Origin of the sequence: Erwinia sp. HDF1-3R (assembly GCF_039621855.1) — a bacterium.
Lineage (GTDB): Bacteria > Pseudomonadota > Gammaproteobacteria > Enterobacterales > Enterobacteriaceae > Erwinia.
Map to the genome: position 1 here is coordinate 3,392,922 of NZ_CP155071.1, position 19,677 is coordinate 3,412,598.

General features: G+C 54.5%; 17 protein-coding genes. 6 read left to right on the top strand and 11 right to left on the bottom strand.

Going from position 1 to position 19,677, the window contains the following annotated elements:
* The first annotated feature begins 570 nt into the window (after window positions 1–570).
* Window positions 571–1,785, top strand: a complete 1,215-nt coding sequence (locus AAGR22_RS15385; protein ID WP_067705710.1) for a pyridoxal phosphate-dependent aminotransferase — start codon at window positions 571–573, stop codon at window positions 1,783–1,785.
* A gap of 230 nt (window positions 1,786–2,015) precedes the next feature.
* Window positions 2,016–2,612 (top strand): 5'-deoxynucleotidase, encoded by a 597-nt coding sequence (gene yfbR / locus AAGR22_RS15390; RefSeq protein WP_067705712.1) that lies wholly within the window; start codon window positions 2,016–2,018, stop codon window positions 2,610–2,612.
* A 41-nt stretch (window positions 2,613–2,653) separates the two neighbouring features.
* Here the strand turns inward: yfbR and AAGR22_RS15395 are convergent, their stop codons facing one another.
* The 4 genes from AAGR22_RS15395 to yfbV form a co-directional block, all read right to left on the bottom strand.
* Window positions 2,654–4,486 carry an SLC13 family permease gene (locus tag AAGR22_RS15395; protein ID WP_067705714.1) on the bottom strand — a complete coding sequence of 611 codons (1,833 nt, stop codon included), beginning with the start codon at window positions 4,484–4,486 and terminating at the stop codon, window positions 2,654–2,656.
* A gap of 79 nt (window positions 4,487–4,565) precedes the next feature.
* On the bottom strand, window positions 4,566–5,225 hold the full coding sequence (locus AAGR22_RS15400; RefSeq protein WP_067705716.1) for a sugar phosphatase: 660 nt from the start codon (window positions 5,223–5,225) through the stop codon (window positions 4,566–4,568).
* A 20-nt stretch (window positions 5,226–5,245) separates the two neighbouring features.
* On the bottom strand, window positions 5,246–5,740 hold the full coding sequence (locus AAGR22_RS15405) for a YfbU family protein (RefSeq protein ID WP_067705718.1): 495 nt from the start codon (window positions 5,738–5,740) through the stop codon (window positions 5,246–5,248).
* A 148-nt stretch (window positions 5,741–5,888) separates the two neighbouring features.
* A complete protein-coding gene (yfbV, locus tag AAGR22_RS15410) occupies window positions 5,889–6,341 on the bottom strand; it encodes a terminus macrodomain insulation protein YfbV (RefSeq protein WP_067705720.1) in 453 nt (150 codons plus the stop codon).
* Window positions 6,342–6,667: 326 nt separating this feature from the next.
* Here yfbV and ackA point away from each other — a divergent pair, with 326 nt between their 5' ends.
* The 3 genes from ackA (at window position 6,668) to AAGR22_RS15425 (ending at window position 11,532) form a co-directional block, all read left to right on the top strand.
* Window positions 6,668–7,870: an acetate kinase gene (gene ackA, locus AAGR22_RS15415; RefSeq protein ID WP_067705721.1), complete on the top strand. Its 1,203-nt coding sequence runs from the start codon at window positions 6,668–6,670 to the stop codon at window positions 7,868–7,870.
* Window positions 7,871–8,029: 159 nt separating this feature from the next.
* Window positions 8,030–10,174 carry a phosphate acetyltransferase gene (pta, locus tag AAGR22_RS15420; RefSeq protein WP_197473327.1) on the top strand — a complete coding sequence of 715 codons (2,145 nt, stop codon included), beginning with the start codon at window positions 8,030–8,032 and terminating at the stop codon, window positions 10,172–10,174.
* A gap of 356 nt (window positions 10,175–10,530) precedes the next feature.
* Window positions 10,531–11,532: a TIGR04086 family membrane protein gene (locus tag AAGR22_RS15425; RefSeq protein ID WP_345828370.1), complete on the top strand. Its 1,002-nt coding sequence runs from the start codon at window positions 10,531–10,533 to the stop codon at window positions 11,530–11,532.
* Window positions 11,533–13,119: 1,587 nt separating this feature from the next.
* On the opposite strand, the gene yfcD is transcribed toward AAGR22_RS15425, so the two are convergent.
* Together yfcD and yfcF are read right to left on the bottom strand one after the other, a co-directional pair.
* Entirely contained in the window at window positions 13,120–13,659 is a 540-nt protein-coding gene (gene yfcD, locus AAGR22_RS15430) for an NUDIX hydrolase YfcD (protein WP_067705729.1), read from the bottom strand.
* A 95-nt stretch (window positions 13,660–13,754) separates the two neighbouring features.
* Complete coding sequence (gene yfcF, locus AAGR22_RS15435; protein WP_067705731.1) at window positions 13,755–14,399, bottom strand: glutathione transferase; 645 nt, start codon at window positions 14,397–14,399, stop codon at window positions 13,755–13,757.
* A 219-nt stretch (window positions 14,400–14,618) separates the two neighbouring features.
* On the opposite strand from yfcF, the gene AAGR22_RS15440 reads away from it, so the two are divergent.
* On the top strand, window positions 14,619–15,512 hold the full coding sequence (locus tag AAGR22_RS15440) for a TIGR01777 family oxidoreductase (protein WP_345828373.1): 894 nt from the start codon (window positions 14,619–14,621) through the stop codon (window positions 15,510–15,512).
* Between the two features lie 190 nt (window positions 15,513–15,702).
* On the opposite strand, the gene hisP is transcribed toward AAGR22_RS15440, so the two are convergent.
* From hisP to AAGR22_RS15465, 5 genes are all read right to left on the bottom strand, one after another.
* Window positions 15,703–16,476, bottom strand: a complete 774-nt coding sequence (gene hisP, locus AAGR22_RS15445; protein WP_067705734.1) for a histidine ABC transporter ATP-binding protein HisP — start codon at window positions 16,474–16,476, stop codon at window positions 15,703–15,705.
* An 8-nt stretch (window positions 16,477–16,484) separates the two neighbouring features.
* A complete protein-coding gene (locus AAGR22_RS15450) occupies window positions 16,485–17,201 on the bottom strand; it encodes an ABC transporter permease (protein ID WP_067705735.1) in 717 nt (238 codons plus the stop codon).
* On the bottom strand, window positions 17,198–17,884 hold the full coding sequence (locus AAGR22_RS15455) for a histidine ABC transporter permease HisQ (protein WP_067705736.1): 687 nt from the start codon (window positions 17,882–17,884) through the stop codon (window positions 17,198–17,200). The genes AAGR22_RS15450 and AAGR22_RS15455 overlap by 4 nt, the downstream gene beginning before the upstream one ends.
* 97 nt (window positions 17,885–17,981) lie before the next feature.
* The gene (gene argT / locus AAGR22_RS15460; protein WP_067705738.1) at window positions 17,982–18,764 is read right to left on the bottom strand and encodes a lysine/arginine/ornithine ABC transporter substrate-binding protein ArgT; all 783 of its coding nucleotides are present in this window, start codon (window positions 18,762–18,764) and stop codon (window positions 17,982–17,984) included.
* 281 nt (window positions 18,765–19,045) lie between these two features.
* A complete protein-coding gene (locus AAGR22_RS15465; protein WP_067705739.1) occupies window positions 19,046–19,615 on the bottom strand; it encodes a UbiX family flavin prenyltransferase in 570 nt (189 codons plus the stop codon).
* Between the last annotated feature and the right edge of the window lie 62 nt (window positions 19,616–19,677).

The window sequence follows — 19,677 nt, forward strand, 5'->3', positions numbered from 1 at the left end:
TATCCTGACATACTGTCGATTAATTTTTAAGCCCAAAAGCGATTATTCTTATCAGTAAAATAAGATTTTATTGGCCAACCCCCATCACATCAGCATTCCGCCATAAGAATTTATCATTTCTTACACACTTATTCCTGGAGCAGGAACCCAGGGAACGACAATTGCACTTCAGACATCCATCAACCCATTATGTCACGGTGATTAATTATTATACAGCCAGTAAAGTTTTTTTGGACAATAACTGCATGCATCAATGCACTATACTTAACCAAATACTGCCAAAAAAGTTTTGCCTCATATGAATAAACCCGCTGATTTTATCCCCCTCCGGCCCTTGGTTTACGCCATATGCGCCGATCGGCACGATTAAATATTTATGATATTAATTAACCACTAAACAACCATACTTCCCTTTGACCTTGTCCGGCCCGGTTCATTCATATGGATTTGATGGATATCGCGGGCTAAAGCCGTTCAGCACCCTTCAAAAGTGCCGGTGACAGGAGTACATTGTGCAGGTTTTAATTTTCCACGGCAGGAATGCGGCTCTGAGAGTTTAAGGCGAGAAAAATGAACCCAATTAATAAGTCCGATAAGCTGGATAATGTGTGTTACGACATTCGTGGTCCGGTACTGAAAGAAGCAAAACGTCTGGAAGAAGAAGGCAATAAAGTCCTTAAGCTGAACATCGGCAACCCGGCCCCCTTTGGTTTCGAGGCGCCTGACGAAATCCTTGTCGATGTCATCCGTAACCTGCCCAGCGCGCAGGGCTACTGTGATTCAAAAGGCCTGTACTCGGCGCGTAAGGCGATTGTGCAACACTATCAGGCGCGCGATATGCGGGACATGACCGTTGAAGATGTCTATATCGGCAACGGCGTCTCCGAGCTTATCGTGCAGTCAATGCAGGCGCTGTTGAACAGCGGTGATGAAATGCTGGTGCCTGCGCCCGATTATCCGCTTTGGACCGCGGCGGTTTCGCTCTCAAGTGGTAAGGCGGTGCACTATCTTTGCGATGAATCGGCCGGCTGGTTCCCCGATCTCGATGATATCCGCAGCAAAATTACGCCGCGCACCCGGGGGATCGTCATTATTAACCCAAACAACCCGACTGGTGCGGTTTATAGCAAAGAACTGCTGATGGAAGTGGTTGAACTTGCGCGTCAGCACGATCTCATTATTTTCGCCGATGAGATCTACGACAAAATTCTTTACGATGCCGCGCAGCATCATTCGATTGCCGCCCTGGCTCCGGACCTGCTAACAGTAACCTTTAACGGCTTGTCCAAAACCTACCGCGTGGCGGGCTTCCGTCAGGGCTGGATGGTGCTTAACGGTCCGAAAAAGCATGCTAAGGGCTATATCGAGGGGCTGGAGATGCTTGCGTCGATGCGTCTTTGCGCCAATGTCCCGGCTCAGCATGCCATTCAGACTGCGCTGGGCGGATACCAGAGTATCAGCGAATTTATCGCTCCTGGCGGCAGGCTGTATGAACAGCGCCAGCGTGCCTGGGAGCTGATCAATGATATTCCGGGCGTCAGCTGCGTGAAGCCAGACGGCGCGCTGTATATGTTTCCGCGCATTGATGCCAAAAAGTTTAATCTGCACGACGATCAGAAAATGGTGCTGGACTTCCTGCTGCAACAGAAAGTTCTGCTGGTACAGGGGACCGCCTTCAACTGGCCATGGCCGGATCACGTGCGTATCGTTACCCTGCCCCACGTAAACGATCTGGAGATGGCGATCGGTAAATTTGGTCGCTTCCTTGAAGGATACCGTCAGTAGGCCAGGGCTGCCATCAGACAGACGCGGTGTCGCCTGACGTGCTTCACATGCTATTCGTCCGCCGAATGCAGTCGGAGGCGCCTCCGGCTGTCGTTAGCCCGAAGAAGTCAGCCGCCTCTGCCTTTGCCTTTGCCTGTCCGATCCCTACAGCCCGATTGGCGCAGGGTGTATACTTGCACCGAGGGCCGGGACACTCTGGCTCAGTCGCTAACGCACAGGAAAACCGCCCGATGAGCCAGAGCCATTTTTTTGCCCACCTCTCACGTCTTAAGCTGATTAATCGCTGGCCACTCATGCGTAATGTGCGGACTGAGAATGTGTCTGAACACAGCCTGCAGGTTGCGATGGTGGCCCATGCGCTGGCGGTGATCAAAAATCAAAAATTCGACGGTAATCTGAACGCCGAGCGTATCGCACTGATGGCGATGTATCACGACGCCAGCGAAGTCCTGACCGGCGATTTGCCGACGCCAGTGAAGTATTACAACGCGCAGATCGCCCACGAATACAAAAAAATCGAGAAAATTGCCCAGCTGAAGCTGATTGATATGCTGCCGGAAGAGCTGCAGGCCGCCTACCGCCCACTGCTGGATGAACACCAGCACAGTGAAGAGGAGACGGCGATTGTTAAGCAGGCTGACGCGCTGTGCGCTTACCTCAAATGTCTGGAAGAGCTGTCGGCGGGAAATCACGAATTTCAGCTGGCTAAGGCGCGGCTGGAAAAAACCCTGACGGCGCGTCACAGCCCGGAGATGGACTATTTTGTCGAAGTCTTCGTACCCAGTTTCAGCCTCTCTCTTGATGAGATAAGCCAGGAATCTCTTTAATAAAGCCTGGCGGGTATGAAAAGGAGGCGGCGGCTAACGCGCTAAAAAGGAAACAGCACCGGCACCATCACTACGCTGACCACCATAATCAGCAGGGTAAAGGGGACGCCGACCTTCACAAAGTCACTGAATTTGTAGCCTCCCGGGCCAAGAACCAGCGTATTGACCGGTGAAGAGACCGGGGTCATAAAGGCAGCCGAGGCCGCCACCGCCACGATTAACGTAAAGGGATAAGGTGAAACGCCCATCTGATGAGCGGCAGCCACTCCAATTGGGGCCATAAGCACCGCCGTGGCGGTGTTAGAGATAAATAAACCAATGGTTGCACAGAGTGCGAACAGGCAAAGCAGCATCATATGTGGGCTGCGTCCCCCCGCAATGCCCATCAGCCCATCTACGATAAGCGTTACCCCACCCGTTTTTTGCAGGGCCAGCGCAAACGGCATCATCCCAACAATCAGAATGATGCTGGGCCAGTGAATGGCCCGGTAGGCGCTCTCCATATCGATGCAGCGGAATTTCCCCATAAGCAGGCAGGCAATCAGCGCCGCTATCGCGTTGGGGATCTCGTCGGTGAGCATCATCGCCACCATCAGCGCCAGAGAAAAAATCGCGTGGGGGGCCTGACTGTGAGCGGGGGCAACGTCGTCAATCTCAGCGGGCAGGTTGAGCATAACCACATCACGCGTTTGCTGCTGTAACAGGCGAATCTTCTTCCAGTCGCCGATCACCAGCAGGATGTCCCCCTGCTCCAGCGGTAAGTCAATCACCGAACCTTCATAGAGCTGACCCCGGCGGCGCAATCCCACTACGCTGGTGTCATAGCGGGTACGGAACGTGATTTCACGCAGCGTTTTTCCCGCCAGCGTCGAGTCCGGCACGATCAGCACCTCGGCCAGCCCTACGTCCTGCGCACGATCTGAAAAGTAATCTCCCCGCAGGATCTTTGGCTCAAGCCGCTGTTCGCGTAAAAACTCGCGTAAATCGGTACCGGTAGCGGAGATATCAACAAGCAAAATGTCCTGCGCCCGAAATTCGGTGGTTCCGCTGACGGGAACCATCACCCGACGAAACTTGCGCCAGCGTTCCAGCCCGACCACGTTAATACCGTAGCGCTCACGAAGCTTTAAGTCATCCACCCGCTGGCCAATCAGCGGCGAACCGGCCCGAACTGCCAGCCTTCTGGCGCGCCCACTCAGCTTATAGTCGCGGATGAGGTCCTGCCAGCTGCGCCGGGGGTGCCGCATGGCCTCACTCTCACTCTGCGGAGTCACCAGCCAGAAGCGCGCGATCAGCATATAGCCGATGCCCAGCATCAGGGCGACCAGCCCGATGGGCGTGACGTCAAAGAAGCCGAAGCCTTTGAGCCCCTCCCTGACCAGCTCGCTGTTAACCACCAGGTTTGGCGGCGTTGCAACCAGCGTCAGCATGCCGCTAATCAGCCCGGCAAAACTCAGCGGCATCATCAGGCGGCCAGGCGATCGCTTCATCTTCGCCGCCACGCTGAGCACTACGGGAATAAAAATCGCCACTACGCCGGTCGAGCTCATGATTGCGCCCAGCCCTGCCACCGTGAGCATCAGCAGCACCAGCATGCGGGTTTCACTGCTTCCGGCCATTTTTATCAGCCAGTCGCCCATTTTAATCGCTACCCCGGTGCGCACCAGGCCAGCGCCAATCACAAAGAGCGCAGCAATCAGTATCACGTTAGGATCGCTGAAACCCAGGGTCGCTTCCTGGAGCGTCAGCGTGCCGCTGAGGACAAACGCAACGATGACCAACAGCGCGACGACATCCATGCGCAATCGGCCACTGGCGAATAACAGCACGGCCACCAGCAATAAACCGATTACCCAGATAAGCTCTTTATTCACGGCAACCCTCTGTACGTTAACGGGAACTGTACAGATTGTGGCATAAAAAAACCCCGCATAAGCGGGGTTAAATCATCTCTTAGTGCTTTCGGTGTACATCAATGCTGCCGTCAGGGTTCTTATGCACAATCAGCTCTTCAAGGGAGCTGAGCTGCATATCGACATCTTCCAGTCGCGGCGCGCCCGCAGGCGGATTGACCGCAAGCACATGGCAGCCTGCTGCCAGTCCCGAGAGAATACCGGCGGCGGCATCTTCGACAACGACGCACTCTTCCGGCTCCAGATCGAGCAGCTGAGCGCCCAGCAGATACGCATCCGGCTCCGGCTTGCCATTCTGCACCCGCTCGGCGGTGACCAGCACTTCCGGCTCGGGCAGCCCCGCCGCCTTACGTCGGGCCGATGCCACCGGCAATGAGCCTGATGTCACAATCGCCCAGGGAATGTCCAGTTCGTCAAGCGTAGCCAAAAGCTGCATGGCACCCGGCAGGGCGGTGATCCCGTCGGTATCCTCAGCCTCACTCTTTTCCAGAGCAAAAAATTCCTGCTGAATCGCCTCGTCCGACGCCCCGGCCATAAAATGGCGCAGTGAGGTAATTGCCTGCTTGCCGTGAATAAAATTCAGCACGTCATCCGCTGCAATACCGTGACGCGATGCCCAGCCTGTCCAGGCGCGTTCGACCACCGGAAGTGAATCCACCAGCGTGCCGTCCAGATCAAACAGAAAACCTTTACACTTCACTACGCTCTTCCTTACCCAACTCAGGCGTTGATGATTTGCGCGATCTCATTCGCACTCAAATGGTACTGCCTTGGACAAGTGTGCCACACAGTCAGCATCCGTTGGTACTTTTCCCACATCGGCGTCTGGGCATTAAAGCCGTGAAGGCTGGAATCAAAGTGCGTATAACGCCCCTCCACGTGCACCATAAACCGCACATAGCCAAGCAACTGCGCCTCGGTGGCCGCGTCAAAACCATGAAACATCAGTCGGCGCGCTTCAATAACGCTGGGATCTTTCAGATTAGTCCAGGAAACGTGCAGTGCGTGATGCATCTCCATAATATCAATCAGCGTTCGGCACTGGGCTTCGCTCAGCGCACCGAACTCACGATCCAGCTCGCGCATTTGCAAACCGTAGCCGCGCTCGATGATTGTCTGCTGACGGCGATAGCTCTCAGCGTTATCCGGGTCGAGCATGCTCATGATTTTATACTGATTAGCGAGGATCAAGCGTTGAGGGGCGGTCATTTCCATTATGAACTCCTGCATCGGGGTAGAGAAACTGAAATCGGAAGAATGACTCAGGATCGCATAACCCGCCTGCAGGCGGTATGGCAAGGTGACGGTTCTTTGATTCAGGCCGGGTTTTTCGTGGCTTTAAGGCCTTAACCCCGCCATTGCATCAAAGATCGTCCAGGAAGGTTTTATCAAGCTGTCTGAAGGCCCGCTTCAACACGTCGGCCAGCGACTGATAGGTCGGTTTACCCTCAACGGGTGCGATGGCCTGTCCGGCAGCCTGCAATTTTTCACGAACCTCGTGGAACCAGCTCAGCAGTGCAGGCGGCAGTGGCGTAACAGAGCGCTTGCCCAGCCACCACAGTCCCTGCATAGGCAGGCTACAGGCAAACAGGGCGGTCGCAATGGCCGGTCCCAGCTGCCCCCCGAGGGCAATTTGCCAGGTCAGAGAGAAGATAGCCAGCGGCGGCATAAAGCGAATGGCGAAACGCGTTGCGCGAGTGACTCTATTCTCAGGAAACATTGGGGCGAGGCGCTTATCGACTGGCCACGTCTTCATATAATACTGCCCGTTCTGGAACAGTTTAAACCAACCGACGCTGCCTGATTCATTAGCCATAGCTGACCTCAATTCTGAAGAGATAAAATTAATAACACGCTTAAACAACTTTACACGACATTTTTCAAAAAATTTTGTCTTTAAAGGGCTCTCTGGTTATCCTGTGCGCATTTGTTGACTACCTGTTGCAGGGTTGCTGCCGCCTGACGGGCTTATGTGCACTTAAGCGGCAACAATCAAAAAATCGCGTAAATTTTCTGAGATTTTTTTGCTTTCGGACAAAATTTTCCAGGAGCATATTGTTCATCATTAATGTCCTGCTTTCATGCGTCACGCTGATAGCCCGATCGCGTTTTTTTCGCCACTTTTAACTAATAGGACCTTCCATGTCGAGTAAGTTAGTTCTGGTTCTGAACTGCGGCAGTTCTTCGCTTAAGTTTGCCATCATCGATCCTGCAAGCGGTGAAGAGTACCTCTCCGGTTTAGCCGAATGTTTCCACCTGCCCGAAGCACGCATCAAGTGGAAGATCGAAGAGGGCAAACAGGAAGCCACGCTGGGGGCAGGTGCCGCGCACAGCGAAGCCCTCAACTTCATCGTTAAAACTATTCTGGCACAAAAAACCGCCCTGTCAGCACAAATTACTGCAATCGGCCATCGCATTGTTCACGGTGGCGAAAAACTCACGCACTCGGTCATTATCGATCGTGATGTGATTCAGGGTATTAAAGATGCCTCTTCCTTCGCTCCGCTGCACAACCCGGCGCACCTGATCGGCATTGAGGAGGCGATGAAAAACTTCCCGCACCTCTCTGATAAGAATGTCGCGGTTTTTGATACCGCTTTCCATCAGACAATGCCTGAAGAGTCCTATCTCTATGCCCTGCCCTACTCACTCTATAAAGAGCACGGCATCCGACGCTACGGCGCGCACGGTACCAGCCACTACTACGTCACTCAGGAAGCAGCCAAAAAGCTGAACAAGCCGGTCGATGAGCTGAATATTATCACCTGTCACCTGGGCAACGGCGGCTCCGTCTCCGCCATTCGTAACGGTAAGTGCGTGGATACCTCCATGGGCCTGACGCCGCTCGAAGGCCTGGTGATGGGCACCCGCTCCGGTGATATCGATCCCGCCATTATCTTCTTCCTGTACGATACGCTGGGCATGAGCGTTGACGCGATCAATAAGATGCTGACTAAAGAGTCGGGCCTGCTTGGCCTGACGGGCGTGACCAGCGACTGTCGCTATGTGGAAGATAACTACCAGGTGAAAGAGGATGCCAAACGGGCGATGGATGTTTACTGCCACCGTCTCGCCAAATATATCGGTTCCTATACCGCGCTGATGGAAGGTCGACTGGATGCAGTAATCTTTACCGGCGGCATCGGCGAAAATGCCGCGATGGTGCGCGAGCTGTCGCTGGCGAAGCTGAGCCTGCTGGGCTTTGAAGTTGATCATGAGCGCAATCTGGCCGCGCGTTTTGGTAAATCCGGCTTTATCAGCAAAGACGGCACCCGGCCTGCTCTGGTTATTCCAACCAATGAAGAGCTGGTCATCGCCCGTGATGCCAGCCGTCTCACCGCATAAGCACGTCTTCCGCCAGCGCAGGCTGGCGGCATTAATTTTGACACTAACAACTACATACCCGGTATAACGGGAGCTGTGGCAGAGAGAAGTCTCGGCTTGCTGACCCTGAAGCAAGCGCCGCCTGCCGCCGTTATAAAAGGTTAACAAGAGAGGTTTATCGTGTCTCGTACCATTATGTTGATTCCTACCGGCACCAGCGTCGGCCTCACCAGTATTAGTCTCGGCGTAATCCGCGCCATGGAACGCAAAGGCGTTCGTCTCAGCGTGTTTAAACCTATCGCTCAGCCGCGCACCGGTGGTGATGCCCACGACCAGACGACCCTTATTATCCGAAAAAACTCGTCTATCCCTGCTGCCGAGCCGCTACAGATGAGCCGCGTCGAATCGCTGCTGGGCACCAATCAGCAGGATGTGCTGATGGAAGAGATCATCAAGCGATACCATGAAAATACGAAAGATGCCGAAGTGGTGCTGGTTGAAGGGCTGGTCCCGACCCGCAAACATCAGTTTGCCTCCGCGCTGAACTATGAAATAGCTAAAACGCTGAACGCCGAAATTGTTTTTGTTATGTCGCTGGGCAACGATTCGCCAGCGCAGTTAAAAGAGCGCATTGAACTGACGCAAAGCAGCTTTGGCGGCAGCAAAAATAAAAGCATCACCGGCGTGATCATTAACAAGCTGAACGCCCCGGTTGACGATCAGGGACGTACCCGCCCCGATCTTTCTGAAATTTTTGATGATTCCACCAAGGCCAGCGTCGCCAATATCGATCCGAAGCAGCTGTTTGCCAACAGCCCCCTGCCGGTACTGGGCTGCGTCCCCTGGAGTTTCGATCTGATCGCGACGCGCGCGATTGATATGTGCCGTCATCTGAATGCCGATGTGATTAATGAAGGTGATATCCAGACCCGACGCGTCAAATCGGTGACCTTCTGCGCGCGCAGCCTGCCACATATGCTGGAGCATTTCCGTCCCGGCTCTCTGCTGGTGACCTCAGCAGACCGTCCCGACGTGCTGGTCGCCGCCTGTCTGGCCGCGATGAACGGCGTGGAAATTGGTGCCGTACTGCTGACCGGTGGCTATCAGATTGACGAGCCGATCCGTAAGCTTTGCGAACGTGCTTTTGCCACCGGCCTGCCGGTGTTTATGGTGAAAACCAATACCTGGCAGACCTCACTAAGCCTGCAAAGTTTTAATCTTGAAGTGCCTGCCGACGATACCCAGCGCATCGAGCGCGTGCAGGAATATGTCGCCAGCCACATTGATGCCGAATGGATTGACTCGCTGACGGCAACCTCCGAACGTAGCCGTCGCCTCTCACCTCCGGCTTTCCGCTATCAGCTGACCGAGCTGGCGCGCGAGGCGGGCAAGCGCATTGTCCTGCCGGAAGGTGACGAACCGCGTACGGTTAAAGCGGCAGCTATCTGCGCCGCACGTGGCATCGCGACCTGTATCCTGCTGGGTAATCCGGATGAGATCCAGCGCGTGGCAGCCGTTCAGGGCGTTGAGCTGGGCAAGGGGATCGAGATTGTTGACCCGGATGCCGTGCGGGAGAATTACGTACCGCGCCTGGTCGAGCTGCGTAAAAGCAAGGGCATGACGGAAGTCGTCGCTCAGGAGCAGCTTGAAGACAACGTGATGCTCGGTACTATGATGCTGGAGCGGGGAGAAGTTGACGGCCTGGTTTCGGGTGCGGTACACACCACGGCGAATACTATCCGTCCGCCGCTACAGTTAATTAAGACCGCCCCGAACAGCTCGCTGGTCTCTTCGATCTTCTTTATGCTGCTGCCTGAACAGGTACTGGTATATGGCGACTGTGCAATCAATCCGGATCCTAATCCGGAGCAACTGGCAGAAATTGCCATTCAGTCCGCAGATTCCGCCACCGCCTTTGGCATCGAGCCTCGTGTGGCGATGATCTCCTACTCTACCGGCAACTCCGGCGCGGGCAGCGACGTTGAGAAAGTGCGCGAAGCGACGCGCATTGCCAAGGAGAAGCGTCCCGATCTCATTATTGACGGTCCGTTGCAATACGATGCAGCTATTATGGCTGACGTGGCGAAATCCAAAGCGCCAGATTCTCCGGTCGCAGGTCGGGCAACCGTGTTCATCTTCCCGGATTTGAACACCGGTAATACCACCTACAAAGCCGTGCAGCGCTCTGCCGATCTGATCTCAATCGGGCCAATGCTTCAGGGAATGCGCAAGCCGGTCAACGATTTGTCACGTGGCGCGCTGGTTGACGATATCGTTTATACCATTGCGCTGACTGCGATCCAGTCAAAGCAGGCTGAAGGCTAATCGGATCTGAGTTTTCTATGGCGGGTCATTTTCGACCCGCCTTTTATTAAAAAGCGTGCTTAGCCGTTGAGTGAACTTTTAGCGGCAAAAAGGCGATCTTAGTCCCAAAATACCCCTAAGAACATTCCATAATCCTATATTTTCGCCTGAGACATTCATCTCCCTAAAGTCATTTCCTCATCCAACCTTCCATTAACTCAATAATTACCAACAAGAATTTAATTTTTTATTTTTTTTCTGGTAGAAACAACCGATTGCGACCAGGCTTATCACCAGCAGGGCGTATTAGATAAAGTCATTAATAACGATGTTTGATTATGGCATCGAATAACTATCCGACTAAGGGAGACTTCGCAATGAGTGATACTCAAATCCATCCGGTTTACAGTGAATTAAACACGGGTATACAGCTTAAGCGTATTTCGTGGAGCGCCGTTTTTGCAGGCGTTATCATTTCCATCGTTATTTATTTGTTACTCACCATTTTAGGTACGGCAATTGGTGCTACGACAATTGACCCGCTTAAAGAACAAAATCCAGTGGACGGTCTCGGTAAAGGCGCGTTGATCTGGACCGGCCTTTCAATGCTTATTTCTATTGCGGCGGGTGCATTTATTACCGGTCGACTGGCCCAGCGTGAAGGCGCGCTGCACGGCGTGCTGATGTGGGCAGTTAATACGCTGATTTGCGTCTGGCTGGTGGTGTCGGTATTAAGCAGCGCGGTAAGCGGCACGGCCAGCGTTATTGGTTCTGGCTTCAGCTTACTGGGTAATGGTATTTCTGCCGTTGCGCCTTCTGTCACTCAGGCAGCAAAGGATAAGCTACAGGAAAATAATATCGATCTTAACAGTATCCAGAATGAGCTTGAAACCACGCTGCGCCAGACCGGTAAACCCGAGTTGCAGCCTGAAAATCTCAAGCAGGATGCCAACAATGAGAAAAATCACGCACAGAACCAGGCTGAAAATACCGCTACGCATCAGCAGTCAGCGGATACTGATTTAGCCAACTGGTTCCAGGGCGTTATTCAGCGCAATCAGTCAACGCTTCAGGCTGCTGACCTTGATGCACTGAAAAATATTATTAAAGCACGTACAGGCAAAAGCGATCAGGAAGTCGATCAGATCGTTGCCCAGACGCAGCAGAGTTATCAGCAGGCGTATCAGAAATATGAAGAGTTGAAGAAACAGGCTGAGCAGAAAGCGCGTGAAGCCGGTGATAAAGCAGCCTCTGCCACGGCTAAAGCCAGCTGGGTGACACTTATCATACTGCTGATTGAAGCCGTTATCGCAGGTTTCCTGGGCAAGGCCGGTCGTAAAAGCCAGCCGCATCAGGTTAATCAGGTAAATGTGCATTAATTAATATCGTTATCCGCATTACCCGAAGGGCCAGCCAGCGAGCTGGCCCTTTTTGCATTTGAAGCAGGCTGAGGGAATTATGGCGCGATAAGGGCTTAGTGCTATCGCCTGGAGGGCCCCGGACTGCAAAGGCCTGGGGTACCGACGGGTAGGACCAGGCGCGGGAAGGTTGTAAGGGTCGCCTACGGGTGGAATCCGATGCTCAAAGGTCAGAGGGGCGCCGACGGGCAGGGTCAGGCGCGGGAAGGCTGTAGGGATCGCCTACGGGTAGGGTCAGGCGCGGGAAGGTTGTAGGGGTCGCCTACGGGTAGGGCCCGGTGCCTGGCGGTCCTCGCGCCGCGCGTGGCGCGGTTCCTTCGCTTCGTTCGTCGACCTTTCGGACCGGGCATGACGGGACGTCCCTGTCCCGGCATGCCCTTGTGCCAGCATCCCTGCTGGCCCATCCGGGTCTTCCTCTCTCCACTCAGCGCTGCGGATTGCCTGTCCCCGGGCCCCACCCGCCTGCTCCTCTTGCATTGTGCTGGCTGCGGGTAAGAGCGGTTCCGGGGGTAACATAAACTCTTTCGGCAGGTTTGGAAGAGGAAGAACTCTGCAAATAAGAAAACTTCTGTGCTAAAAATTCAGTACCATTGGCTGGGCAGGCGCTATCAAAAGCACATTACCGGATTACCTGCTAGTGGGCCGGGCGGGCTACAAAGCCTGAGCGCTATTAGGGCTTAACTGGAAGTCGTGCTGATGATACCTGCGGAGACTAAAGGGTTTTACTAAAAGCAACTCAGCAGCCTGAGAGGTGGACAATTCCTGCGTTTGACGGGCAATCCGCAGCGCTGCGGCGAAGACGGAGGGTCAGGCGAGGGCAGCAGGGATGCTGCTCTCAGGGAGCGGCGGGCAGGACGCCCGCTCGCGACCGGGCCGTCCGGCCTGGAGCCGGAGCCAAAGGCACCACGCGGAGCGTGGCGTGAGGACGCCCGGCGAACGCTGGGATTGTCCACCGGTATCGCAGGTATTGCAGCCTGCACGACCGGCCTGCCAACAGGCAGGGTATCGGAATGCCTGTCACCGGGCCCCACCCGTCTGCTCCTCTTGTATTGTTCTGGTTGCGGGTATAAGCAGTTCCGGGGAGTACAGGAAATTTCCCCCAAGTTTAATGCGAAATGAATTATGCAATTCAGGAAAGTAAGTGTCATTGAAAGGGGTCAAAAGTCCGCATGCGAACAGGGCTTCGCCTGAAGTCGCTCAGGTAATTGCGGAACGACAAATGGTTCGATCTAAAGCAACTTAGAAGCCTGAGAGGTGGACAATCCCTGCGGTTGACGGGCAATCCGCAGCGCTGCGGCGAAGACGTAAGGCCAGGCGAGGGCAGCAGGGATGCTGCACTCAGGGAGCGGCGGGCAGGACGCCCGCTCGCGACCGGGCCGTCCGGCCTGGAGTCGGAGCCAAAGGCACCACGCGGAGCGTGGCGTGAGGACGCCCGGCGAACGCTGGGATTGTCCACCGGCATCGCAGGTATTGCAGGTATTGCAGGTATCGCAGCCCAAACAACTAACCAGCCAACGCTGGCATTGTCCACCGACACAGCGTCTACCGCTATGCTTGTGCTTGCGACAGGGTACGTCCCTGCTCGTTATTACGGCTCAACCAAAGTGACAAAGCTTTTAAAGAATCATCGGTAAACTCGTCGCAGCGGGCGGTTATCTCTTCCGGCGTCATCCAGAAAACTTCATCAACTTCCTCTTCCTGCATCGCAAAAGGCCCGTGCGACACGCAGCTGAACAGCCCTCCCCATACCCGGCAGTGCTGATCCTCAAAGTAAAACAGACCATGCTCGGCGAAAGGAACGGCGGCAATACCCAGCTCTTCTTCGGCTTCGCGTCTGGCCGACTCAAGCATCTCCTCCCCGCTCTGCACCACCCCACCGGCAGTTGCATCAAGCATACCCGGCATAAAATCTTTGCTCTCGGTACGACGCTGCACCAGAATTTTTCCCATCCCATCGTGTACCACAATATAGGTTGCGCGATGGCGCAAACACTGTGCCCGCATCTGCGCACGGCTGGACTGTGCAATAACCTCGTTATCTTCGTTAACGATATCTACCCATTCCGTGCCGCGATCTTGCTCGACCATCCGTAACCCTTATTCGTTCTGGCGCTTTGCGCTCGTTGATTCGTGCCCGCGCAGTTTGCCACGAGCGACCAAAAATTAATAATCCTTCGATGTCCTTAACCGGCGTTTTTTAATGATTGTGACAGCCAGAGTTGAACGGACGCGCGTTGCCACTGAAAATGGGCGTAATCAACCAGACGATCTGGCACCGGATCACCGTGAAGCGCCAGACGATTAATCATCACAGCCACATCCGTATCCACAATTGACCATTCCCCAAACAGATTCTGCTGACCTGCTACCAGTAAACGTCCGACGCCTGAAAAAAGCCTGTTGGCCGAGATCGTTGCAGCCTCGCTGAGAGGCGGGAATTTTTCAGCAGCAAAAAGCACTTCCGTCGGTCGCTCCTGCCGCAGAGGTAAGAAATCGCTGCGCAGCCATGCCTGGATTTCGCGGGCCCTGGCACACTGTTCACGGTTGCCCGGATACAGGCGCTCAAACTCTGGCGCAGGGAAACGCGCTTCCAGATACTCTTCAATGGCAGAGGACTCGGAAAGCACAAAGTCATCGATCTGTAACGCCGGAACACGGTGAGTCAGCGAAATATCACCCCATGCGGCAGAGAGATGCTCGCCGCTCGCCAGGTCAATACGCCGGGTGGTAAAGGGCACGCCTTTCTCACTGAGTGCAACGAAAACGGACATCACATAGGGGCTAAAAAAACAGGCATCTGACCACAACGTTACGTTAGGGTAATTCATTCCCGGCTCCGGAGAAGATCGCGTGTGCATTCTGTTTACCCATTTTTTTACTGGAAGGCAATCGTGATCGGTGGGAATACCACGCAGAAAAAAAGAGAAATTCAAACCTGTGACGCTCTCTGCTCAAAAAGGATGTGCTTTACTGCACCCTGTGTCAGATTCACCTAAGCTAATAGCAGGCTGTTAGATGATTAACACCACTCTAAAAGGACACTCAGCATGCACATTTTACTGACGGGCGGTACCGGCCTGATTGGCAGCCATCTTATCCCCCGCCTGTTACAGCGCGGCGACAGCGTCAGCGTGGTCACCCGTAATGTGGCCAGCGCACGCAGCAAGCTGGACGAGCGGGTCAACCTGTGGTCAGGGCTGGAGCAGCAGCGCGATCTTAACGCCGTTGACGCCGTTATCAATCTGGCGGGCGAACCCATCGCCGATAAGCGCTGGAGCGACACGCAGAAGCAGCGGCTGTGTGAAAGCCGCTGGCAGATAACCGAGCGCCTTACCGCCCTGATACATGCCAGCAGTACACCGCCCTCGGTATTTATCTCCGGTTCCGCCACCGGCTACTACGGTGATGCTGGCGATGTGGTACTGACCGAAGATGATCCCGGTCACGACGAATTTACACACCAGCTCTGCGCGCGCTGGGAGTCGCTGGCGCTGGCGGCAGAAAGTGACCAGACGCGCGTCTGCCTGCTGCGTACCGGCGTGGTACTGGCGAAAGAGGGCGGCGCCCTGAGCAAAATGAAGCTGCCCTTTAAGCTGGGTATAGGCGGGCCGATCGGCACCGGTAAGCAGTATATGCCGTGGATCCACCTTGAGGATATGCTAAGCGCTATTCTCTGGCTGTTGGATAGCAGCAGCCTGCGCGGTCCGTTCAATATGGTTGCTCCCTACGCGGTGCGCAACGAACAGTTTGCCGCTACCCTGGGAGAAGCAATGCACCGCCCGGCCTTTATGCGTACCCCGGCCAGCGCGATAAAGCTGATAATGGGAGAGTCATCGGTATTGGTACTCGGTGGTCAGCACGTGCTACCGAAGCGGCTGGAGGAATCGGGATTTGATTTCCGCTGGTATCAGCTGGATGAGGCGCTTAAGAATGTGGTCTGAACCACAGGGACCGCGACCAGAACGGTAACACCGTATCAGCCAGCATACGCACACATACTGGCCCCAGGCGTCAGGATGCCTGTTTTCGTCGCTATGCGATAACCGCGCCGCATTCCGTATCATCCCGGCGCGCGGCGCGGAGGATCCTGTTAACTTTCAGCTAAAACCGTTACCTCAGTGCGAAACCCGTCTACTTCAGCACCCCGGAGAGAAACTGCTGCAGGCGCGGGCTTTTGGGATTATTGAACAGCTCGTCCGGCGGCCCCTCCTCCTCTATTTTTCCCTGATGCAGGAAAATCACATGGCTTGAGACGTGACGGGCGAACTCCATTTCGTGGGTGACAACCACCATGGTTTTGCCCTCCTCCGCCAGCTTCTGCATAATCCGTAGCACCTCGCCCACCAGCTCCGGGTCGAGCGCCGAGGTCGGTTCATCAAACAGCAGCACCTCTGGCTCCATCGCCAGCGCACGCGCAATGGACACGCGCTGCTGCTGGCCGCCCGACAGGTGGACCGGATATTTCGCCCGGGCGCGCTCGTCAATCCCTACCTTCTCCAGATAACGGATGGCACGATCGTGCGCGTCGGCCTTGCTCAGCCCGAGAACCTGCATCGGCGCTTCCATAACGTTTTGCAGCACCGTCATGTGACTCCACAGGTTAAAGTGCTGAAACACCATGGTCAGACTAGTGCGCAGCGCCCGCAGCTGCTCCTTATTGGACACTTTAAGCTGACCGTCGGTATCGCGCACCAGGTTAATGGTCTGGTTATTAACAGAAAGCGTCCCTTCGCTGGGTTTCTCCAGAAAATTAATACAGCGCAGGAAGGTACTTTTTCCCGACCCCGATGAACCGATAATACTGATCACATCACCGGCGTCAGCCCGCAGTGATACGCCCTTCAGCACCTCATGCTCACCGTAGCGCTTATGCAGTTCAGTTACGTTTAATTTATTTTCGGCCATAGTTTTGCTCAATGAGTCGATGAGGGTTTAACGTGCGCCAGCCAGCGTTTCTCCGCCATGCGGAACAGACTAATCAACACATACGAGATAATCAGGTAGAGGATGGCGGCAATGCCAAACGCCACGAACGGCTGATAGGTGGCGGAATTAATATCCCGCGCTACCTTCAGCAGGTCCGGTACGGTCGCGGTAAAAGCCAGCGCCGTGGAGTGCAGCATCAGGATCACTTCATTACTGTAGGCCGGCAGCGCGGTGCGCAGTGCGGAGGGCAGAATAATGCAGCGATAGAGTTTAAAAGGAGAAAAGCCATAAGCGCGGGCCGCTTCAATTTCACCATAAGGGACGGCACGGATCGCACCGGCGAAGATCTCGGTGGTATAGGCACAGGTGTTCAGCGTCAGTGCCAGCAGCGTACAGTTCAGCCCGCTGCGGAAGAACGCGTTAAGCAATTCGTTGCCCTTCACCACTTCCAGCGTGTACATACCGGAATAGAAGATCAGCAGTTGAACATAGAGCGGCGTGCCGCGAAAAATATAGGTAAACAGCCAGACCGGAAAGCGCACCGCCCTGATGGGGGAAACGCGGGCAATGGCCAGCAGTACTGCCAGACATCCACCCAGCACAACGGAAATAATCAGCAGCCACAGGGTAATCGCCACGCCGGAAAAGCGATAACCGTCCGTCCACAGCAGGGCTTTCCAGTATTCCTGAATAATATCGATCATAAGTCAGCCCTTTTTACACCCACCGAATACCGGCGTTCCAGCCACCACAACACGCCGTTAGAGAGCGTGGTAAATATCAGATAGATAATGCCGGCCACGATGGCAAACCAAAACGGCTGCCAGGTGCTTTTTCCCGCCAGCTGCGTTGCCTTAACCACATCTTCCAGCCCCAGTAATGAAACCAGCGCCGTTGCTTTCAGGATTACCTGCCAGTTATTACCGATACCGGGCAGCGCATAACGCATCATCGCCGGGAACAAAATGCGGCGGAAAGTCTGTGAAGAGGAGAAGCCGAACGCCGTCGCTGCTTCCACCTGCCCTTTTGGCACCGCCATCCAGGCCCCGCGAAAGGTCTCGGTAAAGTACGCGCCATAGATGAAACCGAGCGTAATAATACCGGCCACCATCGGATCGATATCAAACTGGCTAAGCCCCAGCAGGTCGGTAAGCTGGTTAAGGGCAATTTGCAGGCCGTAAAAAATCAGCAGCATCAGAACCAGATCGGGCACACCGCGAATTAAAGTGGTGTAGCCTTCAAAGATTATCCGCAGTGGACGATTAGAGGAGAGTTTGGCGCCCGCACCAACTAAACCGAGGATGACCGACAGCAGCACCGAGCTGAGAGCCAGCTCAAGCGTAACCAGCGCGCCCCTGAAAATGACATCAGAATATCCATACAGCATAAGCATTTCCTGTCTTAAATTTCACTACGCGTTTTACCGACAGCAGGCAGGTAAAACAGGGGCCGCCATTTTCGGCAAGCCCCCCTGACAGGTTTTCTTAACCGCCGTACACGTCAAAGTCGAAATATTTTTTAGCCAGCTTGTCGTAGGTGCCATCTTTGCGCATCGATTCAAAAGCTTTGTCGATGGCCGCTTTCAGATCGGTTTCATCTTTGCGCATGCCTATACCGGTTCCCACGCCAAAGATCTTCTCATCCTTCACCGCCGGACCGGCAAAAGCAAAGTTTTTACCGGCAGGCTGTTTCAGGAACCCTTCGCTGGCGGCAACCTCATCCTGGAAAGCCGCATCAATTCGACCCGCCGTCAGATCCTGATACACCTGGTCCTGATTTGCATAAGGCGTGATGGTTACGCCTTTTGGACGCCACTCCTGATTTGCATAGGTTTCCTGCGTGGTACCCTGAAGCAGTCCGATAGTTTTGCCCTTCAGCGAGTCCACTGTTGGCAACAGTTTGGAACCTTTAGGCGCAATCAGACGGGCATTGGCTGCAAATAATTTTTCAGAGAAGGCGATCTCCTGCTGACGTTTTTCGGTAATCGAGAGGGAAGAGATAATGGCATCAATCTTCTTCGCCTTAAGCGAGGGGATCAGCGCGTCAAAATCGCTCTCTACATACGTACATTTGGTCCCCATACGTTTGCAGATCTCGTTAGCGAGATCGATATCAAACCCAACCAGCTGCCCCTGGGCATTCTTTGATTCAAAAGGGGCATAGGTAGGATCGTTACCAATGCGCAGCGTCTTCGGTGCGGCAGCAAATGCGCTACCTGCGGAAGAGAGAGCCAGCAGCAGAGAAAGAGCCAGGACCTGCTTTTTCATAGATTACCCTCAAGATGAACTTTTATTATGGCGTTATGATCTGTTCGCGCCGTTATGGACAATGTTATTTGCAGGTTTCATGCCACTTTTACGCGGGTGTGCCCCACGGTTGCGCAGTCCGGTCGCCACGCTCGGTTACAGCGTAAGCGCCCGGATTCTGAGGAAATATATAGCAGATTTGTTGAGGCGGAGCGGCGGCAATGTTGCATTTTGGTGCAGCAGATGCACGAAATGCGATTCAGCGCCCGCTATTGCACTAATATCGGGCAGGGAAGCGAATCTTATGCACCCTGCCAGCGCGTAAACAGATCCTTATCAAGTTCGATATCAAACTGATCTATCACTCTGTTAACTGTCTGATCGACAATATCCATAATCTGCTGCGGACGGTGATAGAAGGCAGGAACGGGGGGCATAATGATTGCGCCTAACTCGGCCGCGCTGGTCATCATACGCAGGTGCCCAAGGTGCAGCGGCGTTTCCCTTACGCAAAGTACCAGCCGACGACGCTCCTTAAGCACCACATCTGCCGCGCGGGTTAGCAGCCCGTCGGTGTAGCTGTGAACAATGCCGGAAAGGGTTTTCATTGAGCACGGCAGGATAGCCATCCCCTCGGTCTTAAATGAGCCAGAGGAGATGCTGGCAGCAATATCGCGCGCATCGTGAACCACATCGGCCATCGCCTGGACCTCACGCAGCGAATAATCGCTCTCCAGCGCCAGGGTTTGTCGCGCCGCCTGACTCATTACCAGGTGCGTTTCCACCCCGCTGACCTGCTGCAATATTTGCAGCGTGCGAACGCCATAAATCACGCCGCTGGCGCCTGAAATGCCAATAATGAGTCGTTTCATGGTTAACCTGCTTTAATCATTGAAAGGCCAGCTCCCGCCCGCCAAAAAAACAAATGGGCCGG